The 21,512-nt window shown below is 46.8% G+C and carries 18 protein-coding genes; 13 read left to right on the forward strand and 5 right to left on the reverse strand.

Going from position 1 to position 21,512, the window contains the following annotated elements:
• The first annotated feature begins 20 nt into the window (after window positions 1-20).
• Window positions 21-1,637 (forward strand): arylsulfatase, encoded by a 1,617-nt coding sequence (locus tag J7623_RS09010; protein WP_291919492.1) that lies wholly within the window; start codon window positions 21-23, stop codon window positions 1,635-1,637.
• 112 nt (window positions 1,638-1,749) lie between these two features.
• Here the strand turns inward: J7623_RS09010 and J7623_RS09015 are convergent, their stop codons facing one another.
• Window positions 1,750-2,535 (reverse strand): DeoR/GlpR family DNA-binding transcription regulator, encoded by a 786-nt coding sequence (locus tag J7623_RS09015; protein WP_291919493.1) that lies wholly within the window; start codon window positions 2,533-2,535, stop codon window positions 1,750-1,752.
• Window positions 2,536-2,848: 313 nt separating this feature from the next.
• Between J7623_RS09015 and J7623_RS09020 the strand changes: the two genes are divergently transcribed.
• The 8 genes from J7623_RS09020 to J7623_RS09055 all read left to right on the forward strand — a co-directional run bounded on the left by J7623_RS09020 (window position 2,849) and on the right by J7623_RS09055 (window position 15,140).
• Entirely contained in the window at window positions 2,849-6,016 is a 3,168-nt protein-coding gene (locus J7623_RS09020) for a SusC/RagA family TonB-linked outer membrane protein (RefSeq protein WP_291919494.1), read from the forward strand.
• 22 nt (window positions 6,017-6,038) lie between these two features.
• Entirely contained in the window at window positions 6,039-7,601 is a 1,563-nt protein-coding gene (locus J7623_RS09025; RefSeq protein ID WP_291919495.1) for a SusD/RagB family nutrient-binding outer membrane lipoprotein, read from the forward strand.
• Between the two features lie 53 nt (window positions 7,602-7,654).
• Entirely contained in the window at window positions 7,655-9,886 is a 2,232-nt protein-coding gene (locus tag J7623_RS09030; RefSeq protein WP_291919496.1) for a family 20 glycosylhydrolase, read from the forward strand.
• A 47-nt stretch (window positions 9,887-9,933) separates the two neighbouring features.
• Window positions 9,934-11,250: a gluconate:H+ symporter gene (locus tag J7623_RS09035; RefSeq protein ID WP_291919497.1), complete on the forward strand. Its 1,317-nt coding sequence runs from the start codon at window positions 9,934-9,936 to the stop codon at window positions 11,248-11,250.
• 70 nt (window positions 11,251-11,320) lie between these two features.
• Window positions 11,321-11,791 carry a RidA family protein gene (locus tag J7623_RS09040; protein ID WP_291919498.1) on the forward strand — a complete coding sequence of 157 codons (471 nt, stop codon included), beginning with the start codon at window positions 11,321-11,323 and terminating at the stop codon, window positions 11,789-11,791.
• Window positions 11,792-11,890: 99 nt separating this feature from the next.
• Window positions 11,891-12,928, forward strand: a complete 1,038-nt coding sequence (locus tag J7623_RS09045; protein WP_291919499.1) for a sugar kinase — start codon at window positions 11,891-11,893, stop codon at window positions 12,926-12,928.
• Between the two features lie 14 nt (window positions 12,929-12,942).
• Window positions 12,943-14,016, forward strand: a complete 1,074-nt coding sequence (locus tag J7623_RS09050) for a membrane dipeptidase (RefSeq protein WP_291919500.1) — start codon at window positions 12,943-12,945, stop codon at window positions 14,014-14,016.
• A 140-nt stretch (window positions 14,017-14,156) separates the two neighbouring features.
• On the forward strand, window positions 14,157-15,140 hold the full coding sequence (locus J7623_RS09055) for an ABC transporter ATP-binding protein (protein WP_291919501.1): 984 nt from the start codon (window positions 14,157-14,159) through the stop codon (window positions 15,138-15,140).
• Here the strand turns inward: J7623_RS09055 and J7623_RS09060 are convergent.
• Window positions 15,137-15,544, reverse strand: coding sequence for a YrdB family protein (locus J7623_RS09060; protein WP_291919502.1), 408 nt, complete (start codon window positions 15,542-15,544; stop codon window positions 15,137-15,139). The two genes, J7623_RS09055 and J7623_RS09060, sit on opposite strands and share 4 nt — an antisense overlap.
• Before the next feature lie 65 nt (window positions 15,545-15,609).
• On the opposite strand from J7623_RS09060, the gene J7623_RS09065 reads away from it, so the two are divergent.
• A complete protein-coding gene (locus J7623_RS09065; RefSeq protein ID WP_291919503.1) occupies window positions 15,610-16,275 on the forward strand; it encodes a GDSL-type esterase/lipase family protein in 666 nt (221 codons plus the stop codon).
• Here J7623_RS09065 and J7623_RS09070 read toward each other — a convergent pair whose 3' ends face one another.
• The 3 genes from J7623_RS09070 to J7623_RS09080 all read right to left on the reverse strand — a co-directional run bounded on the left by J7623_RS09070 (window position 16,276) and on the right by J7623_RS09080 (window position 18,802).
• Window positions 16,276-17,781 carry a hypothetical protein gene (locus J7623_RS09070; RefSeq protein ID WP_291919504.1) on the reverse strand — a complete coding sequence of 502 codons (1,506 nt, stop codon included), beginning with the start codon at window positions 17,779-17,781 and terminating at the stop codon, window positions 16,276-16,278.
• Window positions 17,782-17,789: 8 nt separating this feature from the next.
• Window positions 17,790-18,323 (reverse strand): sigma-70 family RNA polymerase sigma factor, encoded by a 534-nt coding sequence (locus tag J7623_RS09075; protein ID WP_291919505.1) that lies wholly within the window; start codon window positions 18,321-18,323, stop codon window positions 17,790-17,792.
• Between the two features lie 137 nt (window positions 18,324-18,460).
• Window positions 18,461-18,802: a hypothetical protein gene (locus J7623_RS09080; protein WP_291919506.1), complete on the reverse strand. Its 342-nt coding sequence runs from the start codon at window positions 18,800-18,802 to the stop codon at window positions 18,461-18,463.
• 105 nt (window positions 18,803-18,907) lie between these two features.
• Between J7623_RS09080 and J7623_RS09085 the strand changes: the two genes are divergently transcribed.
• The 3 genes from J7623_RS09085 to J7623_RS09095 all read left to right on the forward strand — a co-directional run bounded on the left by J7623_RS09085 (window position 18,908) and on the right by J7623_RS09095 (window position 21,347).
• Entirely contained in the window at window positions 18,908-19,363 is a 456-nt protein-coding gene (locus J7623_RS09085; protein ID WP_291919507.1) for a YhcH/YjgK/YiaL family protein, read from the forward strand.
• Between the two features lie 79 nt (window positions 19,364-19,442).
• Window positions 19,443-20,072: a sigma-70 family RNA polymerase sigma factor gene (locus J7623_RS09090; RefSeq protein WP_291919508.1), complete on the forward strand. Its 630-nt coding sequence runs from the start codon at window positions 19,443-19,445 to the stop codon at window positions 20,070-20,072.
• Between the two features lie 78 nt (window positions 20,073-20,150).
• Entirely contained in the window at window positions 20,151-21,347 is a 1,197-nt protein-coding gene (locus tag J7623_RS09095; RefSeq protein WP_291919509.1) for a FecR family protein, read from the forward strand.
• Window positions 21,348-21,512 lie beyond the last annotated feature (165 nt).

Here is a 21,512-nt window from a genome sequence, read left to right on the forward strand (position 1 = left end):
TGCAAACACAAAAAATGATCATGAAAAAATTATTGATTGCTTTAACGGTAGCCGCTATATGGACTACTAACGTTGCCGCACAAACGAAGAAGCCCAATATTATTCTCATCATGGTAGATGATATGGGATATTCGGACCTGGGCGCCTATGGCTCTGAAATACATACTCCCAACCTCGATCGGCTAGCTGCTGAAGGATTGCGTTTAAAAGAGTTTTATAATAATTCTATTTGCGCGCCTACCCGCGCATCTTTGTTGAGTGGTCAGTACCAGCATAAGGCCGGCATCGGCTATTTTGATGTAAACCTGGGCCTGCCTGCTTATCAGGGCTTTCTTAACAAGGAATCGCTGACGCTGGCGGAGGTGTTGAAAACAGCGGGTTATAATACCCTGATGTCGGGTAAATGGCATGTAGGCAACGATAGCCTGTCCTGGCCTAATCAACGTGGTTTCGAGCAATATTACGGTGTGATTGGTGGTGGGGCCGACTACTTCGATGCAAAGCCGATGCCATTGGGCGGGAGCCAATATCCTGTGGTACTGGTAGAGAATAACCAGCGCCTGCACCCGGCAGACAACAGTTATTATTTTACCGATGAAATTGCCGGCCATGCCGTGAAATACCTGCAGGAACAAAGCAAAACCAATAAGCCCTTCTTTTTATACCTTGCCTTTAATGCGCCACACTGGCCCTTACAGGCCTTGCCGGAAGATATTGCAAAGTATAAGGGGAGATATGATATTGGCTGGGATTCTCTTCGCCACGAGCGTTTAATACGGCAACAACAACTGGGCATACTGGACCCTCGTCAAACGGTCGCGCCCCGCGATGAAGAAGTACCGGAGTGGAATAGTCTCACCTGGGATGAAAAGCAACTCTGGAAATCGAAGATGGAAGTATATGCCGCCATGGTAGACCGGATGGACCAGGGTGTAGGCAAGGTACTGGATGCCTTGAAAGCATTGAAGAAAGATGATAACACGCTGGTAATATTCATTTCAGATAATGGTGCGCCGGCGGAAGATGTTGCACACTGGGGGCCTAAAGCAGCCAGGAATACAGGCCCGGTGGGTACCGCCGGTTCTTTTGAGTCGCAGGGGAAAAACTGGTCTTTCGTATCAAACAGTCCTTTCAGGGCTTTCAAAAACTTCATGTATGAAGGAGGTATCAGTTCTCCGCTGATCGCCTGGTTTCCCGGTAAAATTAAAGGGGGCACTATTGCGAAAGGCACTGCCCATCTGATAGATCTGGCGCCTACCTTCTATGAAGTAGCGGGCGTGAAATATCCCGAAAAATACAATGGTGTAAAGCCGAATGCATTACCCGGGAAAAGTCTTGCCGGCTTGTTTTTCCGTGGAGATGCATTGAACCGCGAGGTCCCGCTGTTCTGGGAGCGTGCTGGTAACAGAGCGGTAAGAAAAGGCAAATGGAAACTGGTGTCCATTTATCCGCAGTATCGCTGGGAACTGTATGATGTAGAGCAGGATCGTGGGGAGACCAATGATGTGGCAGCTAAAAATACGCAGGTCGTAAATGAGTTGTCTGCTGCTTATTTCGAGTGGGCTAAGCAAACAGGCGTAGTAGAATATGAGAAGATAAAGCCGGCATCGCTGTTTGATAAGAAGCCGGCTAAGTAGAGCATAAAGCCGAAAGCAAAAAGCTATTTTAGCGGATGGATCAAAGCGGATAAGTTATACGCGCTGTTCACTCGCTAAAATAGCTTTTTGCTTTCGGCTTTATGCTTTCTGCTCACAAAAGAATCAGATTTTTCGCTTTGTACGCCTGTAATTCGGGGCTGTCAGCGGGGAGTTCAGTAATGAGGTAATGAATGTCCTGCAGATCGGCAATTTTCATTTTCATGGAAGAGTTCAGCTTCTCAGAAATGGCCAGTATGGCTACTTTTTCGGTTGCCTTGATCATGGCTTTCTTTACCTGTATGGTTTCCCAGTCGGCGTCGGTTAATCCGTTCACCGGATCAATGGCATTGGTACCAATGATACAGAGGTCTGCTTTGATGTTAGACAGGTATTCAAATACTTCGCCGCTCACGGTCATCTGGCTATAGGCAGAAATTTGTCCGCCGATGACAATTGTTTTTATCATAGGCTTATCAAGCAGCTCCACTGCGGAGAGTACGTTTACCGTGATAAACGTGGCGCGCAGGGTAGCGGGTATCTTTTTGATGAACTCCCGGATGGTGGTGCCGCCACCGATTAAAACGATCATATCATCGCGAAGCAGTTGCAGTGTTTTCTCTGCAATCACCAGCTTGTTATTCTGCGCATAGGTCTGTGATTCATGCCCATAATGATAGGCAATAGACATGGCGCCTCCTTTAATCTTCACTACTTCTCCGTCTTCCGCCAGTTCATTTACATCTCTCCGGATGGTGTCTTCTGATACATTGATCAGCCCCACCAGTTCGGAATAGGTGATGCGGGTATGAATATTTACCTGCTGTATAATTAACTGCTTCCTCGCTTTTTTTGTGAGGGAAGCAAAAGGAAGCTGCTCCTGCGTGTTCGGACTATCCATAGCGTTGCGACAATTCAGAGGGTGATGATAGTTAAAAATCCCAGCATTTGCAAAGTTTCGGACTGCCGGGTAAAATAATATTAGCGCAAAAATATGGGTTCAATATCGATTTTGCACTTTTGACAATAAAAATAATTTTTCTGCAAAAGTTGTAAATAATTAAAATATTAATAATCAATATATTATTGTGATGTATCCGTCTTTGTTGCGATTTATTTGCAATAATTATTTGCAAATAATTTGCAGAAATGAACGAAATACCTATTTTAGAGCAGTATTTCCGCATTATTTGAAGACTATCAACCAAACCACAATGATGAAAAATGTCATAAAGCTGGCAACTTTCACGAAACTGATGCTACCTGTACTGAGCCTCTTGTTTTGTTTCGGGAGTTATGCCCAGACACCTGCCAACAAATCCATTTCCGGTACTGTAAAGGGGCCTGATGGACAACAAATTATTGGCGCTACCATCTCCCTGCTATCCGCAAAAGGAGTGGGCGCTGTTACCGACGCCAACGGAAAATTTACTTTAAACATCCCTGCCAGTCATGCTGCCGACATCACTCTCGCTGTTAGTTATATCGGATATGAAAGGAAGGAAGTGAACGTAGCACCTGGTCAAACACAGGTGAACATCCAGCTGGAACAGGCTTCCAAAGCACTGGGAGAGCTGGTGGTAACCGCATTAGGCATCAAAAAAGACAAGAAAGCACTGGCTTACGCGGTGACAGAAGTAAAAGGCAGTGAATTTACACAAGCCCGCGAGATCAACGTGGCAGACGCGTTGACGGGTAAAATTGCCGGCGTAAATGCTTCCGGTCTCGCTGCAGGTCCTGGTAGTTCCAGCCGCGTAATCATCCGTGGCACCGGTTCATTGAATGGTGATAACCAGCCACTGTATGTAATTAACGGTATGCCCATAGATAACACCACGCAAAGCGTTCCTGCCAGCGGCAACGGTGCTATTGGTCTCAATAGCGACCGCGGTGATGGTATCGGCGGTATTAACCCGGATGATATTGAAAGCATCACCGTATTGAAAGGAGGTCCTGCTGCTGCGTTGTATGGCGCACGTGCAGCCAACGGTGTCATCCTGATCACTACCAAAAAAGGAGTAAAGCAAAAAGGAATCGGCGTGGATTATAACTCCACCCTCACTGCAGAAACACCGGCTATTATCCCGGATTGGCAGTATGAATATGGCTCCGGTGTGAATGGCGCGAAACCAACTACCCAAAGCGCCGCTATCAGCGCAGGCCGCCTCTCCTGGGGCCCAAAAATGGATGGCAGCAATGTGATACAATTTGATGGGGTAAGTCGTCCGTATTCCGCACAAAGAAATAATATCAAAAATTTTTACAGAACAGGTACCACTTTTACCAACACCGTATCTTTTGCAGGTGGAAATGATAACACCACTTATCGCGCCTCCCTGTCAGATATGAACAACCATGGCCTGGTGCCCAATCAGCACCTGAATAAGAAAATATTTTCAGCCAGCGTGAATTCCAATCTGAGCAAGAGATTGTCGGTAGAAGCTTATGCGCAGTATAATATCGAAAAAGCGCAAAACAGAAGCGGTGTATCTGATGCACCCGGCAACCTGAACTGGAGTACTTATATGCTGGCCAATACAGTGGATATCCGCAATATGAATCCAGGCTATGATAAAGATGGAAATGAAGTGAAATGGAATCCTTCTGACTTTGCAGGTAACCCTTACTTCATTCTTAACAAGTTTAAAAATGATGATAACCGTAACCGCTTTATTGGTAACGTCAGCATTAAGTATAATATCCTTGAAAACCTGTTTATCCGTGGTCGCGTAAACCACGACTATATGAACGCAGGTTATGTAGGTATTGTACCTTCCGGTACTGCCTATGCGTCTGATGGCTTCTACGCCCAGTCATCTACCGCCAGCGCTGAAACCAACGCGGAACTGACATTGAACTACCAGGCGAAATTGGGTAAAGACTTTGGCCTAACAGCAATGGCCGGCGGTAATAAGCGCAAATCAACATCCGATGCCATCGTTTTTGATGGTAAAGGATTTTTTGAGCCAGGTTTTTATGATCAGTCCAATGTAAAGAACCTGAGCATTAAAAATATTAACCAGCGCCAGGCAACCAATTCTGTATTCGGCTCACTGGACCTGTCTTTCAGAGACCTGTTATTTATCACCGCTACGGGTCGTAACGACTGGTTCTCTACTTTGTCTCCTAAAAAGAATAATATCTTTTATCCTTCCGTAGGAGCGAGCTTCCTGCTGTCAGAAGCACTCAGCATGCCATCATGGATAGACTATGCCAAAGTGAGATCTTCATGGGCTAAAGTAGGTGGTGGTGCACCACTGGCATATGCACTGAACCAAACCTATAGCATGGTTCCGGGCGGCGGTCACTTAGGACAACCATTGCAAACACCAACGCAAACCAATGGTGTAGGCTCCGGCTTACTGATTGCGCCTAACCAGGATCTGAAACCGTTTACCTCTACTACTATTGAAGCAGGTATCGAAGGCCGTTTTCTGCATAACAGGTTGTCTGCAGACATTACTGTTTACAATCGTAAAACTACCGATGATATCATGCAGGCGGCCATCTCTCCAGGATCCGGTTACAACTTCGCTTACCTGAACGTAGGTGAAATGAACAACAAAGGAGTGGAGCTGATGCTGTCCGGTACACCGGTTAAACAGAAAAATTTCTCCTGGGAGGTAAGTGTAAATGCTGCTTACAATAAAAATGAAGTACTGAAACTCAACGAAGGACTTAACAACCTGCAGTTAGATGCTGCTGTAAACAGCTATGCTTTCCTCTTCGCTGAAGTAGGTAAACCTTATAGCATCATCAAAGGATTTGCTGCGAAGAAAAATGCACAGGGACAAACCATCTACAATAAGGCAAACGGCTACGAAGTAACCGAACAGAAAGATCTGGGAACAGGGATTTCTCCATGGACCGGTGGTATTACCAATAACTTCCGTTACAAACAGTTTAACCTGAGCTTCCTCATCGATGGTAAATTTGGAGGGCATATTTATTCCGGTACCAACCTCTATGCTACCCGCTTTGGTTTGAATAAAATAACGTTGCCAGGCAGGGAAGAGGGGTTAACCGTAACCGGCGTTGACACAGATGATAAGCCTTTCACTAAAACGTTTACTTATACAAGCGGCCTGCAACAGTACTATGATAACTTCAAGAATATCTCTGAAAAGTTTGTATATGATGCGAGCTTCATCAAATTAAGACAGGTAGTATTCACCTATACCATTCCAACAAAAGCTATCGCTTTCGCAAAAGTACAGGCAGCTTCTGTTTCCTTCGTGGCCAGGAACCTGCTGATACTTTATAAAAACGCCCCCAATATTGATCCGGAGTCTACTTTCAGCAACGCCAACGCGCAAGGCTTTGAAATGTTTGGAGTGCCACGTACCAGAAGTTATGGTATAAACCTGATGGTAAAACTGTAGTTCACGTTTAAAAAAGTTTATTATGAAACGATTGGCCAGATATAAATATATATTTCTCCTGGGTACAGTACTTGGACTGTCAGCCTGTGACAAAGGATTTGAAGAACTGAATACAAATCCTAATGCTTCTACCACGCCGAATGTCAACTTTCTTTTCACCCAGAGTTTGTTGAAAGGTAACCTGGTGTATGACAGAACCTACTTTTATACGTCTTATCTCCATTGCGGTACTTATATTCAGCATTTCTCCATCGCAAAAGAAATTGGTGGTTCCGGTGCAGGCGACAAGTATGCGATGAATGATTTTTATCAAAGCTTTTATTTCCGTTACATCTATACTAACGCCATCCTTACGCTGCAGGAGATTATTACTACATTGAAAACACCTGCAAGGGCTGCAGATGTAAATAAACTATCGGCTGCACGTATCTGGAAAGTATTATTGATGCAGCGTATCACCGATCTATACGGAGATGTGCCTTATTCTGAAGCTACCCAGGGCAGAAACAGTGTATTCCTGCCTAAATATGATGCACAGGCGGATATTTATGCAGACATGCTAAAGGAGCTGGATGAAGCGATCAAAGCATTTAATCCCGATCCCAACGCTTCTTCTTTCAAAGACGCAGACCTGCTGTACAAAGGAGACGTAGCCATGTGGAAAAAGTTTGGCTACTCCCTGATGTTAAGAGTAGCCATGCGTGCTACCAAAGTAACAGATGGGAAAGTAGTGGCGAAAGATTGGGTACAAAAGGCGTTTGCCGGTGGCGTTATTCTCAAAGGTGAGGAAAGCGCGGTATTACATTATAGCAACGGTCCTCAGACATATAACAATAATCCCGTTGCTTTTGAACTTGTAGGGCAGGATTATAGTCTGAATTCCCACGGCGCCGATAACATCGAGTGGGGTAAATACAGTAAAACCTGGATCGACTTCCTGAAAAATAATAATGATCCACGTTTGGGGGTAGTATCGGTAGTATGGAATAACAATACGCCGGATACTTCCGCGGCTATTCAAAAAGGTATGCCTAATGGCTCCGATAAGAAAACAGCAGATTTTGTTACTTACTCAGAACCTAATCCTGCTACTGTTTTAAATAATGCTGCACCATTGCTGTTATTAAGCAATGCCGAAACTAACTTGTTACTTGCCGAAGCCGCTTTGCGTGGTTGGGTATCCGGTGATAAAACACAATACTATAATGATGGGGTTACTGCTGCGTTGAAGAACTGGTCGCTGTTCGGCCCTGCTGGCGTAATTGCCGGTGATAAGATCAACCAGTATGTAACGGCGCATCCATTGAATGCTGCTGGTACTTTTGATGCACAAATGAACCAGATTCATACACAGTTCTGGGCCGCCTTATTCCTGGATGAACAGGAGGCCTATGCTAACTGGAGGCGTACCGGCTATCCTGTACTGGTACCTGTAAATTATGTGGGTAATGCTACCGGTGGCACTATTCCCCGCCGTTTGCCTTATGCTATTGCAGAACAAGGTATCAATGGTGCACATTACCGCGAGGCAGTAAACAGGCAGGGACCGGATTTATTAACAACCAGAATTTGGTGGGATAAATAACCATGAAAAGAATATTGCTTTTATCAATATTAGCAGGGGTTTGTAACACAACTATGTCACAGGGGAATAAGGCTGCCGCAAAGGCAGCCTTGGTTCCTTTGCCGGTGAGCGCTACCTATAATTCAGATCACTTTCAGCTAACCCCTAACACCTTGCTGCTGGCCGATCCGAGCAATGAAGGCGCCGCATCGCTGCTACAGGAATACATTCAACAGCAAACTAAGAAAACCTTACGGCTGACTACACAACCCGGCAGCAACCGTATCATATTGCATACCGACACCATCCTCGTAAAGCAGCCTGAAGAATACCTGCTGCACATCAACAAAGAACAAGTGACTATCACTGCGTACAATGCTACCGGCATCGTACGCGGTATTGCCACACTGCAACAACTATGGCAGCAGCAAAACGCTACCACGCTGGTATTACCGGGAGCTGTGATACACGACTACCCCCGCTTCGGCTACCGGGGCATGCACCTGGATGTAAGCCGCCATTTCTTTTCGGTAGACTTTATCAAACAGTTTATTGATCAGCTGGCACGCTATAAGATCAACAACTTTCACTGGCATCTTACCGACGACCAGGCCTGGCGTATTGAAATAAAGAAGTATCCTAAGCTGCAGTCTGTTGCCGCATGGCGTGACCAGACACTGATCGGACACAAGAAAGAATTACCACATGTATTTGACGGAAAGAAATATGGCGGGTATTATACTACGGAAGAAGTAAAAGCAGTGATAGCCTATGCCACTGCCAGGCATATCACCGTGATCCCGGAAATTGAAATGCCCGGTCACGCACTGGCAGCGCTCAACGCTTATCCTGAGCTGGGCTGCACAAAGGGACCGTATAAAACTGCGCAGTTCTGGGGCGTATTTGATGATGTGTTCTGCGCGGGAAACGATAGTACCTTCACCTTCCTGCAGGATGTACTGGATGAGGTAATACAATTGTTCCCTTCTACGTATATCCATATTGGTGGGGATGAATGCCCGAAAGTAAGATGGGCGCATTGCCCTGCCTGCCAGTTGCGCATGAAACAGGAACACCTGGCAGATGAGCATGCACTGCAGAGTTATTTTATCAAAAGGATCAGTGAATATGTGCACAGCAAAGGCCGGAAAATCATCGGCTGGGATGAAATACTGGAAGGCGGACTGGCACCCGGCGCCACTGTGATGAGCTGGAGAGGCGTGGACGGTGCCATCGCTGCAGCGAAGCAACAACATCATGTGATCATGACACCGGAAGATGAATTATATTTCGATCACTACCAGTCTTTATATCCCGAAGAAAAAATAGCCGCCGGCGGATATACGCCTTTGGAAGAAGTATATCACTACGATCCGCTACATGCCGCAGGGGATACCGCATTGCTTCCTTATATTTCCGGCATGCAGGGAGAAGTCTGGAGTGAGTACCTGGATACGGAACAACAGGCGCAATACATGATATATCCACGTTTGCTGGCCGTAGCAGAAAGGGCGTGGTCGCCGCAAACCGTGAGAGACTACGCTGATTTCCGTTCCCGCCTGAAAGCACAACAGCCATTGCTGCGGGCACAGCATATCGCTGCCGCCTATAATTTTGACGAAATAAATTATAGTATAGACAGCCTCGCAAAAGGGCAGTTGTACATTGCACTGCACAGCACAGATACAACAGCTGTTATCCGCTACACTACCAACGGCAGCATGCCCGGTGCACACAGCGCGGTATATAAGCACCCGGTACGGCTCACCAAAAGCAGCACGCTCAAAGCGGCGTTGTATCAACAGCAACAACCTGTACAACGATTATTTCATCAGTCGTTTTCCATCAATAAAGCAACGGGAGCCACTATTACTTTAAAAGAGGCGCCTAACACCAAATGTAACGGCGATGCCAGTTTGCTGGTAAATGGTATTGCAGGATCTAAACGCTATAATGATCAACAGTGGCTGGGTTTCAGCAAACGGGACCTGGAGGCGGTGATTGATTTGGGCAGTGAACAATCTATTCAGCAGGTAGGGGCCAATTGCCTGAATTATCATTGGCAGAAAATGTGGCCGCCTACCTCCCTGGAGTTTTGGATCTCTGTTGATGGGGTTCACTTTACATCACTTGCTACGGCTACCGATTTCCCCGTAAATGGGATTAATGTTATACGCTTGCCGGTAAAGCCGGTGAAGGCCCGGTATGTAAAAGTGGTGGCCCGCAACAAAGGCGTGATACCTGAAGGCGAATATGGCGCAGGTGGTAACAGCCAGTTACTGATAGATGAAATTATAATTGATTAAGCAATTAGCTGTTAGCAGCTAACAGCTAATTGCTAAAAGCTACTGCTATGTCTTTTCTGATAGTAATATTTTGCATGTTGGTATTCGTTGTTTTGCTCACGTGGTGCAAACTGAATCCCTTTATTGCGTTTCTCCTGGTATCGGTGCTGGCGGCGTTACTATTGGGAATACCCCCGGATAAAATTTCCGCTTCCCTGCAAAAAGGTATAGGCGACACCATTGGCGGGTTGCTGAGCGTTATTGTACTGGGAGCCATGCTGGGCAAATTGGTGGCGGAAAGTGGTGCCGCCCGCCAAATTGCCAACACGCTGATGCAGTTGTTTGGTGAAAAATACCTGCAGTGGGCATTGATGGTAGCAGGATTTATTATCGGCATCCCACTGTTTTATACAGTAGGCTTTGTGTTGATGGTGCCGTTGATTTTCTCGGTGATATACCAGTATAAATTACCAGCGGTATATATAGGATTGCCGGCATTGGCTGCATTGTCGATTACACATGGGTTTCTGCCGCCGCATCCATCGCCGGCTGCATTGGTGGCACAGTTTAATGCCAATATGGGATTGACATTGTTGTATGGATTGGTAGTGGCCATTCCAGCCCTGATACTGGCCGGCCCCGTTTTTTCCAGGTACCTGAAGCATATACCGGCAGCGCCATCAGCTTTGTTTCAGCAACAGGAAGTAAATGATGCGCCTTTACCAGGAAAAATGAATAGTTTTATCACTGCTTTATTGCCGGTATTACTGTTGATCTTTACAACGCTGTTAGCGCACTTTTTTAACCAGGAAAACACCGGGATCCATCGTTGGATATTGTTTGCAGGAGATGCCCCTACCGTGATGTTGTTTGCTTTGCTGGTAGCTACCTTTTCATTGGGCATTTGCCAGCAAAGACCCGTAAAGGAAATCATGACGATCTATGCAGATGCGATCCGCGACATTACCATGATCATATTAATTGTTGCAGGCGCCGGCGGATTGAAACAGGTACTCGCAGATAGCGGGGTGAGTTTACAGATTGCGAATGCAATGCAATCCTGGCATATTCCCGTACTGGTATTGGGTTGGTTAACCGCTGCAATTATCAGGGCTTGTGTAGGCTCTGCCACCATTGCCGGCCTCACGGCTGCCGGCATGATAGCACCGCTGATGTTGCAGGGACATGTTAATCCCAACCTGATGGTATTATCAATAGGTGCAGGAAGCCTCATGTTTTCGCACGTGAATGACGCGGGCTTCTGGTTATTTAAGGAATATTTTAACCTGAGCATTAAGCACACCTTGTATTCCTGGTCAGTTATGGAAACCATTGTAGGTACCGTGGGCCTGGTAGGAGTGTTGATATTAGATAAGTTCGTGTAGGTATTTATCTTTCAAAAAATAATAGTACAACATCATCAAATCATATTTTTAGAAAACTAAAACAGCAACTATGGAAAACAATCATGCAGAAGAGAAATTAGCAGCGCTGGGACTGTCATTGCCTCCGGCGCCGACGCCGCTGGGAGTGTATAAACCATTTCTGATAGATGGTAAATACCTGTATCTCTCTGGTCATGGTCCGGTACAGGATGATAAATCATTGATCATTGGCCGTATAGGTGATGCACTGGATATAGAACAAGGTAAGCTGGCAGCACGCCAGGTGGGTTTAACCATGCTGTCAACCATTAAAACACATGTAGGCAGCCTGGCAAAGGTAAAGCGCGTGATCAAAGTGTTGGGTATGGTGAACTGTACACCCGACTTTGAACGCCATCCTTACGTGATCAATGGTTGCAGTGAACTGTTTGCAGCTGTATGGGGGGAAGAAAACGGAGTAGGCGTGAGAAGCGCTGTAGGCTTTGGCTCATTACCTGATAATATCCCCGTGGAAATAGAAGCACTGTTTGAATTATACTAGACAGCGGTTGATTTGTATATTTGGATATTTAGCGGAGTTTGCTTCAAAAAGAGTACTTTGAAAAATAGTTCGATATCCAGGTAACAAAATAATTTAATAATGCAGAAACCGGGTGGTAACAAGGGTCTTCGGGTAACAGCCTTCGGGGAGTTTTTGCTGCGGCTGCACAGTAGCGGTGGCAGGCGATTTCAGCAAACAGACGGATATACCGCTTATTATGCAGGGGCCGAGGCCAATGTATGTGTGCTGCTGGCCAGGTTGGGGATACCCGCCAATTATGTGAGCCGGATGCCGGATAACGACCTGGCATGGGCAGGTATTCAACAACTGAGGAGTCATGGGGTGAACACCGATCATGTATTATTCGGTGGTGATAAACTGGGCCTGTATTTTACAGAACCCGGCAACAGCATCCGGCCTACCCGCGTCATTTATGATAGAACGGGAACCTCTTATGCGGACCTGGAACCCGGGCAACTTAACTGGAAAGAGATATTGGCGCATAGCCATTGTTTTCACTGGTCCGGCGTAGCAGCTGCAGTATCTGAAAGTGCCGCTGCTGTTTGCCGGGAGGCGCTGGAAGCAGCAGTAGCGGCAGGGATTACCATCTCATCGGATTTTAACTATCGTTCCAAACTTTGGAAATATGGCCAACATCCGTCCGCTGTGATGCCGGAACTGCTGCAGCATAGCGAAGTAACAGTAGCCGACCTCGATGCGGTGAAAGTATATTTTGATATCGACACTGACACCACATTATCATTGGAGCAAAGGTTTGAACAATGCTATACCGCATTGTTGCCAAAAATGCCCCGGCTTAAAACACTGGGTATGAGCTTCCGCCGGCAAATAGATCAGCAGCTCTGGTACACCGGCGCCCTGGCACATGAAGGACGGTTTTACTATGCCAAAGGGTTTCCGCTGACAGATATCACCGACCAGATCGGCACAGGCGATGCCTTTACTGCCGGCATGCTGTATAGCCTGATGAAGGGCGAGGCACCACAACAGGTTATCGATTTTGCTACCGCCTGCGGTACCATCAAACAAAGCATTCCTGGCGACTGGGCCATTGTGAGTTACGCCGAAATAGTAGAACTGATGAAAAACGGTATGTCCGGAAGAATTGTACGCTAATTAATGAAATAACTATGTTTACGATAGATGCACACCTGGATCTCAGCATGAACGCGCTGGAATGGAACAGGGACCTGAAACAGCCTGTTGCCGCCATCCGCGCCAGAGAAGCCGGATTAACCGATAAGCCGGATCGCGCCAAAGGAGTAGTGGCGTTCCCTGAATTGAGAAAAGGAAATATTGGACTGGTAGTAGCCACACAGATAGGCCGTTATGTAGCACCGGATAATCCGTTGCCAGGCTGGCATTCACCGGAACAGGCCTGGGCCCAGACACAGGGACAACTGGCCTGGTACAAAGCCATGGAAGACGAAGGGGAGATGGTGATGATCAAAGACCGCAAAGGCCTGGAACAACACCTGGCACTGTGGAACAACGGTACGCCCAACGATCAGAAACCAATCGGCTATATACTGAGCCTTGAAGGCGCCGACTCCATCATTGACCTGAAATACCTGGAACGTGCCTATAACAAAGGATTACGTGCCATTGGCCCAGCGCACTATGGGCCCGGACGATATGCAAATGGGACAGATGCTACCGGTCATCTGAATGAAAAAGGTAAACAGCTGATCAAAGAAATGGAAAAGCTAAACATGATCCTTGATGCTACCCATCTTTGCGATGATGCTTTCTGGGATGCCATGGACCTGTTTAACGGCGCCGTTTGGGCCAGTCATAATAACTGCCGCGCCCTGGTAGATCACAACCGCCAGTTCAGCGATGACATGATCAAAGTCCTCATCCGGAAAGGCGCCGTAATAGGTGGCGCCCTCGATGCCTGGATGATGGTACCGGGCTGGGTACGCGGAAAATCCACCCCCGAAGCGATGGGATGCAACCTCGAAAAAATGATCGACCACATGGATCATATTTGCCAGATCGCTGGTAATGCCCTGCACGTGGGTATCGGTACGGACCTGGATGGCGCATTCGGTAAAGAACAATGCCCATACGACCTGGAAACTATTGCCGACATGCAAAAACTGCCGGACCTGCTGGCAAAAAGAGGCTACAGCAAAGCAGATATCGAAAATGTGATGCATGGCAACTGGCTGCGCATCCTGCGCAATGCGTGGAAAGACTAACGCTCGTAAAGGAGCAAAGCAGTAAAGAAGCGAAGATATAAGTGAATAGCCCATTAATCAGCTTATCAGTAAAAAACAATCTTTATTCCTTTGCTGCTTTGCTCCTTTGCCCCTTTGCGAGAAAAACTTAACTTGCGCGCATGAATTTTCTTGAGGTTTCCAATATCAGCAAACAACAGCACGGCGCTTATATTTTAAAGGATGTCAGCTTTACACAACAGCAATTTCAGAAAATTGTGATCGCAGGCGAAACCGGTTCCGGCAAAAGCTCCCTGATGAAAATTGTGGGTGGCATGGGACAGGCGGATTCCGGCACCGTGATGTTTGAAGGAAAAAGAGTGAAGGGTGCGCTGGAAGTATTGATACCAGGACATCCCGGCACCGCTTACTTGTCGCAGCATTTCGAACTGAGAAATAACTACCGCGTAGAAGAGATTCTCTCTTATGCCAATAAACTCACCGACGAGGAAGCCGCAGAAATCTACGATATCTGCCGCATCTCCCACCTCCTGAAAAGAAAAACAGACCAGTTATCCGGCGGGGAAAAACAGCGCATCGCCATGGCGAGGTTGCTGATATCCTCTCCCAGGCTGTTTTTGCTGGACGAACCGTACTCCAACCTGGATATGATTCATAAAAGCATCCTCAAGCAGGTGATCAGTGATATCGGAGAGCGATTAGGTATCACCTGTATGCTGATCTCGCACGACCCACAGGATATTCTTCCCTGGGCTGATGAAATCATTGTGATGAAAGATGGAGAAATTGTACAACAAGGCACTCCACAACAAATTTATAACCAGCCGGTGAATGAATATGTAGCCGGGCTATTTGGTAAATACAACCTGCTCTCTCCTGCTAAAGCAGCCATACTGGACGGATTGCCGGGTATCACCCTCAACGGTAAAAATATTTTTGTGCGCCCGGAAGATTTTAAATTGGTGCGGACAAAGAAAGATGCCGTAGGTGGTAAAATCCAGGATCTCAGTTTTTACGGCAGCTACCTTGAGGCAACCGTGGCGATAGGCACTGAATTATTGACCATCAAAACCACGGATACCCGTTTGAAAAAAGGCGCCAGCGTAAACGTAGGCGTTACACCGGAAATGGTATGGTATTTCTAAGGCTTTTGTCCCATAATGGTTTTGCCCACAAATCCGTTATAGGGCTTATTTTGCAGCATCACCCAGGTTCTGTCGTAAGAAACGGCGTAGTGGATAATCACAATGATGGCCATTCCTATGCTCAGTTGCGGGTGCCCCAGCACCTGTAAGCCATATACCGCTAACCCGAATAATACCCATTCGAGGAGGAGTCTTACTGGCCCGGGAATAGCAATGGGCGCCGGCTTGGGGTCGTTCTGGATTCGAAACTGTCCCCAGAGCAGTGCCGCTACCAGCGGGAACCCTGCTGCCAGCACATACCGCAGCCAATCAGTACCCAGGTGCCAGCCCCAGCAGCCTAATACAATCAGCATAACAATTTCAAGCAGAAAACGAACGGCAAGATTCACAGGATGGGTGTTCATCGTATTGTCTGTTTTAATTAGTTTTTTTTCGACTAATTTAACGGTTCTGCAATCATTAAATTGTTATGAAAAAATCTTTGTTACTCTTAGCATGTGCATTGTTGCATGTCGGCGGCTATTTATTGGCACAGTCGCCGGTGCGGTTTGCCAATGATATTCATACTATCCGGGAATACGATAAAATTTATGCGCCACCACCACATCCTGTTTTATTTGTGGGTAGCTCTTCTATTCGGAAATGGGACGACCTGGAGCGGAATTTTAGTCGCTATGTGGTACTGAACCGGGGCTTTGGTGGCGCAGAAACCAATGATGTCACCTTTTTTGCCAATAGCATCATTTTCCCTTATGCACCCAGGCAGATTGTAATATATGTGGGGGAAAACGATTTGCCCGCTGCTAACGTCAACGCAGATACGCTGTTACAACGGTTTACCAGGTTGTACACCCGGATCAGAGCGGAGCTACCAGGCATTCCCCTTATTTATATCTCCATAAAACCCAGTCCCTCCAGGGCTGCTTATTTCGATAAGGCCCAGCAAAGTAATGCGCTGATCAAACAATTTCTGGCCGGGGAGAAGAATACCGTATTCGTTGATATCTACTCAAAAATGCTGGATAAAAAAGGGCAGCCCCGCAAGGAATTATTCCTGGACGATATGTTGCATATGAACAAACAGGGATATGCCATATGGGAGAAAGCCATACAGCCGTACCTGTTACCTAACTGATTATTTATGCCGCCGGGGCAGCAGTTTATATCGAAGCATCAACTGTACCTGTACCGGTGTTTTGATTTTCGACGCAAGACTGTCGCTGCGGCTACTCATAACGGGTAACTCCACCCGTACTCCTGCCTGCCAGCGACGTGCATCATAGTAAACTTCCAGTGGTATTTTCAACTCCGGCCGGTGGATGCTTTCCTTTACCACGGTGATACTGGAATCTCTCGCACTGCCTATCCACGGTGGATAATAGCTGGATGCCTGATGAATGGATTGTTGCGTCCAGTAATTAAACTGGATCCCAGCAGCTATTTGCCAGTGTGATAAAATACGCCGGTGATAGAGTATGGTGGCGCCAACACCAAATTCCTTATGCAGGGTATCTGCCAGCCGGTTAACAGAACTATCCGCGTTCTTCGTTTCAGCATACCTGATCATCGGGTTGTTATAGGTTTGTGCGGTATATGGTACCAGGTCCAGTGAAATACTTTGGGCATTCCATTTCCTCACACCACGAATACCAGGTATAAGCAAGCGATAAAACTGGTTGTTACCATCCGGACCGGTTAAGTAATAAGTGCTGCCGGCAAGTGGAAACGGTAGCTGCCATTGCAGGAACAGTTGCCATTCCGGAAGTTCTTTTACCCGTGGAGCATGCCATGCGGTAGTAATAGCGCGAGGTGGTTGTTTGCTCAATAACTGCGGGCTTCCCAGTGGCAAGGACAGCAGCGTTATGTTTGAGTGGGTCGTCGTGTTTGCGGGGCGATTAATACCTGCATCAGCATATATAAGCGTATTTGTTCCGGGAGAAGTGCTATGTTGGCTGTTTGTGACGCCCGGATCATTATCGGCGGTTGTTAGATCCGTTGCCGGGTGTTTCCAGCGAAGGGACGGTGATGAAACAGTTGCCTGAGCAGTCGTATATCCGGCACCGTTAGGCGCGCTATGGAAGGCCTTACTCCCGGCAGGTTTTTGGGTATAATGGGATATTGCAGGGCCGGTATTGGAAGAGTGGCCTATGGTATTGATGCTGGTGGCAGATGTATGGCCGCCGGCATTACCGGCGATGCTATCGGCAGCATGATGGCCATTTACGCCGGTACCCTGCGTAGATGCAGCCAGCGGCTCGTTTGTAGCCGGGGAGGCGGAAGCTGGTGGCAGGCCATTGTTTTGGGAGAAGGAAGATCGCTGCAGGGTATCTGTTGTTGACATATTTTCCGTGGATGCGCTGTGGGTCGTTTGTCGCCTGTTGTCAGGTGCTATGATTTCAGGTACGGATGAATTTTTTTGCTGGGCACGGAAGATGAAATGGTAAGCAATGGCCAATGTCAGGCCGGCAATGGCAATGGTGCCGGTTATTACAGCCGCCTTGAAAAGGAGCCGGCTATGTTTTTTGGGAGGTGTAGCATTTAACCTGCGTTCCATATCCGCCCATGCGTCCTGAACGGGTGGAATTGGAATCGGTAGATGATCCTGGTTAAAAAAATCGTTGTCTATATTGTTTGCACTCACAGCTATAATTATTTATTCAGATAGTATGCTAAAAATACCGGCTTAAGCCTGGTTCTTGTTTCGCTCAGATGCCATTTTATAGTACCTGTACTGAGTTGCAGCTGTTCGCTGATTTCCTTGATGGATAAATCTTCCAGGTAATATAAAGAGCAAATGGTTCGGGTGGCAGGAGGGAGGTGGTCCAATAGTTTATAAATATCTTTCCATTCCAGCTTGCCCGGCAGGATGTCTTTTTTTTCTGGCAGATAATTATCCAGTTCCTGGTGTTCCGGCCATTTATTTTGTTTTAGCTTATCCAGTGCCGCATTTCTGACAATGGTGTAAGCCCAGTTAAAAAAAGCTCCTTTAGCCGAATCATATTTTTTGATGTGTCTGAAAACTAAAAGCATCCCATCATTCAGTGCTTCCAATGCATCATTGTTATCACTGAAAAATTTGCGACATAATAAAAAGAGAGCCGGATAAAGCTTGTGGTAGAGCTTTTCCTGGCTTAAACGATTATTGTCAGCACATGCTGCTATCAGTTGCGAAATATCTTCCAATTGATGGTTTCCTGGATGGTAAGAAATAGCAACGTTGCCTTCGCAGCTATGCGAAGGCAACGTTTGTTTAGTTAATGCTGTGAGTATAATAATTTAATGTCATGGGACCATTCTCCCGCAGGCGGAAGGAGAGTGGTTTACCGGCGACGCCAGGTAGAATCCGGGTTATGCGGAATGGTATCCCCCGGATGGTGTGGAATGGTGTCTCCGGGATGATGTGGAATGGTATCACCGGGGTGGTGTGGAATGGTATCCCCCGGATGGTGCGGAATCGTATCACCAGGGTGATGTGGAATGGTATCCCCCGGATGATGGATGGTATCATGCGGAATGGTATCTCCCGGATGGGTGGAATCCTTTTTCGCAACACTGGCGTTTAGCGATTTATCCAGCGGTTCCAGTTGCATTTGTTTCCGGCAACCGAACACAATAAAGGTCAACAGGACGAAACCCATTAAATAGAGTGGCGTATGTTTCATATAATTCAGGTTATTTAATAAAGTAAACGGGGGCTTAACAGCAAAAGGTTGGGTAAATGGAAAAAAAAGTATCTTGCTACTGGATTAATACATTTTTTACTACGCATGATACTGGACACACTGCAGAATGCACCTCTTTATTATCGCCTCGGCGTTAAATTTATAAAGGCCTTTGAATACCTGGCACAAACGGATCTGGCCTCCCTGGAGAAAGGTAAATACGAGATCGACGGCACCAACATCTTCGCGATTGTCAATGAATATGACACCGTAGACGCTTCCACAGAACAGATGGAGTCGCATAAGAAATACATCGATGTACAATATATTGTATCCGGTTCGGAGCTGATAGGACATGATTTTCTGCAAGACCAGACGCCGTCAAAAGCTTACGATGAAACGGCCGACTACCAGTTGTTTGCAGAAAACCCGGTGTTCTTTTCCCGGTTGGAGAAAGGCATGTTTGCCATCTTTTTTCCTACTGACCTGCATATGCCGAATATTAAGGTGAGCACGCCAATGCCGGTAAAAAAAGTAGTGATAAAGATAGCGGTGAACTGATAGTTGCGGCATTCGCTGTAACAGGCGCTGTTATAGCCAATGCCCCGTCCATTCCACTTTATGAAATAGCGTATGACAGATGAACAGTGAGCAACCAACACCATTTCGGGAACAATCCGCCGCCTCCCCGGTCAATGAGGCAGGCGTACACGTTAGTTTATGGAATCAGGTCCGGAATAATGAACAAAATGCACTGGTGGCCCTGTACGAACATCTGTATTTTAATCTTGTTGGTTATGGTATCCGCAGTTGTGGGGATATAGAAATTACGAAAGATGCCATTAACGACATGTTCCTCGAAATATGGGATCAGCGCCACAAGCTGCCGGACGTGAATAATGTAAAGTCCTACCTGTTTACTTACCTGCGCCGCAAAATTTTTGCCGGCATCCGCCAGTCAAAAAAGTCCAGCGAAGCTGCAGACGCCTTTGCCGATACCAACAGTCCCCATGAGCTTTCCTATGAAGAATGTATTGTAGCGATGCAAACATCAGAAGAAGTAAAACAGAAAGTAAAACGTGCATTAGCCACGCTGACACCCCGACAAAAAGAATTGGTACAACTTCGTTTTTTTGATGGCCTGAGCATGGAAGAAGTAAGCAAAAGGATAGGCATTACTACCAAAACGGCCTACAATACCCTGGGCAGTGCCCTCAAAAGCTTGTCAATAGCGTTAATGGTCCTGATCCTGGTGTGGTTATACCGCTAAAAAACTTTTTTTAAAAAAAGTTGCCATTTTCTTGGGAATAAATCCTGTTTTCTTACACTACTTATTATCAACGTAACAATGGACCAAAATTTTAACGTCGCCGAAGACTTCCTGTTAGACGATTCTTTCCTGAGTTATTGTATGGGCACCAATGAGCAGCACATGCAGTACTGGGAGAAATGGATCGCTGAAAATCCGGACAAGCGCACTGCTTTTGACCGGGCCAGGTATACATTTGAGGTGATCAATGGCCAGCAGGGCCGGTTAGACGTGGAAGTAGGCAAGTTCAAAACCCTGTTACAAGAACATATTGATCAGTCAAATACGACGAAAAATAAAGTACGCCCGTTGTATCGCTGGCGTGCAGCCGCCGCAGCGGTACTGCTGATAGGCGGTGGCGCCCTCTGGTACCAATTAGGCCAACGGCATACACCACCTGCTGCTACCACAGCGCTGGCCCAGCAGGACGTAGCGCCAGGTGCACCCAAAGCCAGGTTGCAGTTGGGGGATGGAACGGAGGTATCGCTTGATGCTATCCAGGACAATGGCCTGAAAGAAAAAGATGGTACCCGTATCAATAAAGACAATGGTAAGCTGGTGTACCACGATGCGGGCAACACCGGCAGCCAGGTAGTATTCAATACCTTATCTACCCCCAGGGGAGGAGAGTACCAGCTGGTACTGCCGGATGGCACCAAAGTATGGCTGAATGCCGCTTCCTCCCTGCGCTTCCCCACTAAGTTTGTAGAAAAAGACAGGACCGTATATCTCAGCGGAGAAGCTTATTTTGAAGTAGCAGAAAATGCTGCACACCCCTTCCAGGTACAAGTGAACAATGGACCGAAAGTGGCTGTACTGGGCACCGCTTTCAATATCATGGCCTACGACGATGAGCTGGCCGTAAACACCACCCTGGTAACAGGAAAAATTAAAGTAGCCACACCAACCGGCAACAGCGTTGTGCTGGCACCTTCCCAACAGGCCACACTGCCCAAAGGCAGTCAGCAACTGACGGTAGGCGAAGCAGACGTTGATAAAACCATCGCCTGGAAATCAGGAATGTTCGAATTTGATGACGATGATATCACCACAGTTATGAGACAGCTGGCACGCTGGTACGATGTCAAAGTAAAATTTAACGGACCAGTACCGGATAAACATTACACCGGTTCTATCCGGAAACAATCCACGTTATCCCAGGCGTTACACATTTTAAAAACAGCCGGGATACAATACACAATAGCAGGAAAAGAAATCATCGTTGAAGTAAAATAAACACACCAATTTATAAGGATGTAACAACCAGGATCTTCGTATAATAATGTTTCGGGCAAAAAAAACCGGGAACGCGGCAACGTCCCCGGCTGAAATGTCTGGTAGCATGTTATGCGCTTATTTGACCTAAACAGCTTAACGCTCACCAAAAACTTAACAAATCTA

Source organism: Chitinophaga sp. (assembly GCF_017745275.1).
Taxonomy (GTDB): domain Bacteria; phylum Bacteroidota; class Bacteroidia; order Chitinophagales; family Chitinophagaceae; genus Chitinophaga.

Excerpts from the sequence above, each read along its gene's own strand:
- J7623_RS09010 (WP_291919492.1), top strand. The coding sequence starts at position 21 with ATGAAAAAATTATTGATTGCTTTAACGGTAGCCGCTATATGGACTACT.
- J7623_RS09015 (WP_291919493.1), bottom strand. The coding sequence starts at position 2,535 with ATGGATAGTCCGAACACGCAGGAGCAGCTTCCTTTTGCTTCCCTCACA.
- J7623_RS09020 (WP_291919494.1), top strand. The coding sequence starts at position 2,849 with ATGATGAAAAATGTCATAAAGCTGGCAACTTTCACGAAACTGATGCTA.
- J7623_RS09025 (WP_291919495.1), top strand. The coding sequence starts at position 6,039 with ATGAAACGATTGGCCAGATATAAATATATATTTCTCCTGGGTACAGTA.
- J7623_RS09030 (WP_291919496.1), top strand. The coding sequence starts at position 7,655 with ATGTCACAGGGGAATAAGGCTGCCGCAAAGGCAGCCTTGGTTCCTTTG.
- J7623_RS09035 (WP_291919497.1), top strand. The coding sequence starts at position 9,934 with ATGTCTTTTCTGATAGTAATATTTTGCATGTTGGTATTCGTTGTTTTG.
- J7623_RS09040 (WP_291919498.1), top strand. The coding sequence starts at position 11,321 with ATGGAAAACAATCATGCAGAAGAGAAATTAGCAGCGCTGGGACTGTCA.
- J7623_RS09045 (WP_291919499.1), top strand. The coding sequence starts at position 11,891 with ATGCAGAAACCGGGTGGTAACAAGGGTCTTCGGGTAACAGCCTTCGGG.
- J7623_RS09050 (WP_291919500.1), top strand. The coding sequence starts at position 12,943 with ATGTTTACGATAGATGCACACCTGGATCTCAGCATGAACGCGCTGGAA.
- J7623_RS09055 (WP_291919501.1), top strand. The coding sequence starts at position 14,157 with ATGAATTTTCTTGAGGTTTCCAATATCAGCAAACAACAGCACGGCGCT.
- J7623_RS09060 (WP_291919502.1), bottom strand. The coding sequence starts at position 15,544 with ATGAACACCCATCCTGTGAATCTTGCCGTTCGTTTTCTGCTTGAAATT.
- J7623_RS09065 (WP_291919503.1), top strand. The coding sequence starts at position 15,610 with ATGAAAAAATCTTTGTTACTCTTAGCATGTGCATTGTTGCATGTCGGC.
- J7623_RS09080 (WP_291919506.1), bottom strand. The coding sequence starts at position 18,802 with ATGAAACATACGCCACTCTATTTAATGGGTTTCGTCCTGTTGACCTTT.
- J7623_RS09085 (WP_291919507.1), top strand. The coding sequence starts at position 18,908 with ATGATACTGGACACACTGCAGAATGCACCTCTTTATTATCGCCTCGGC.
- J7623_RS09090 (WP_291919508.1), top strand. The coding sequence starts at position 19,443 with ATGAACAGTGAGCAACCAACACCATTTCGGGAACAATCCGCCGCCTCC.
- J7623_RS09095 (WP_291919509.1), top strand. The coding sequence starts at position 20,151 with ATGGACCAAAATTTTAACGTCGCCGAAGACTTCCTGTTAGACGATTCT.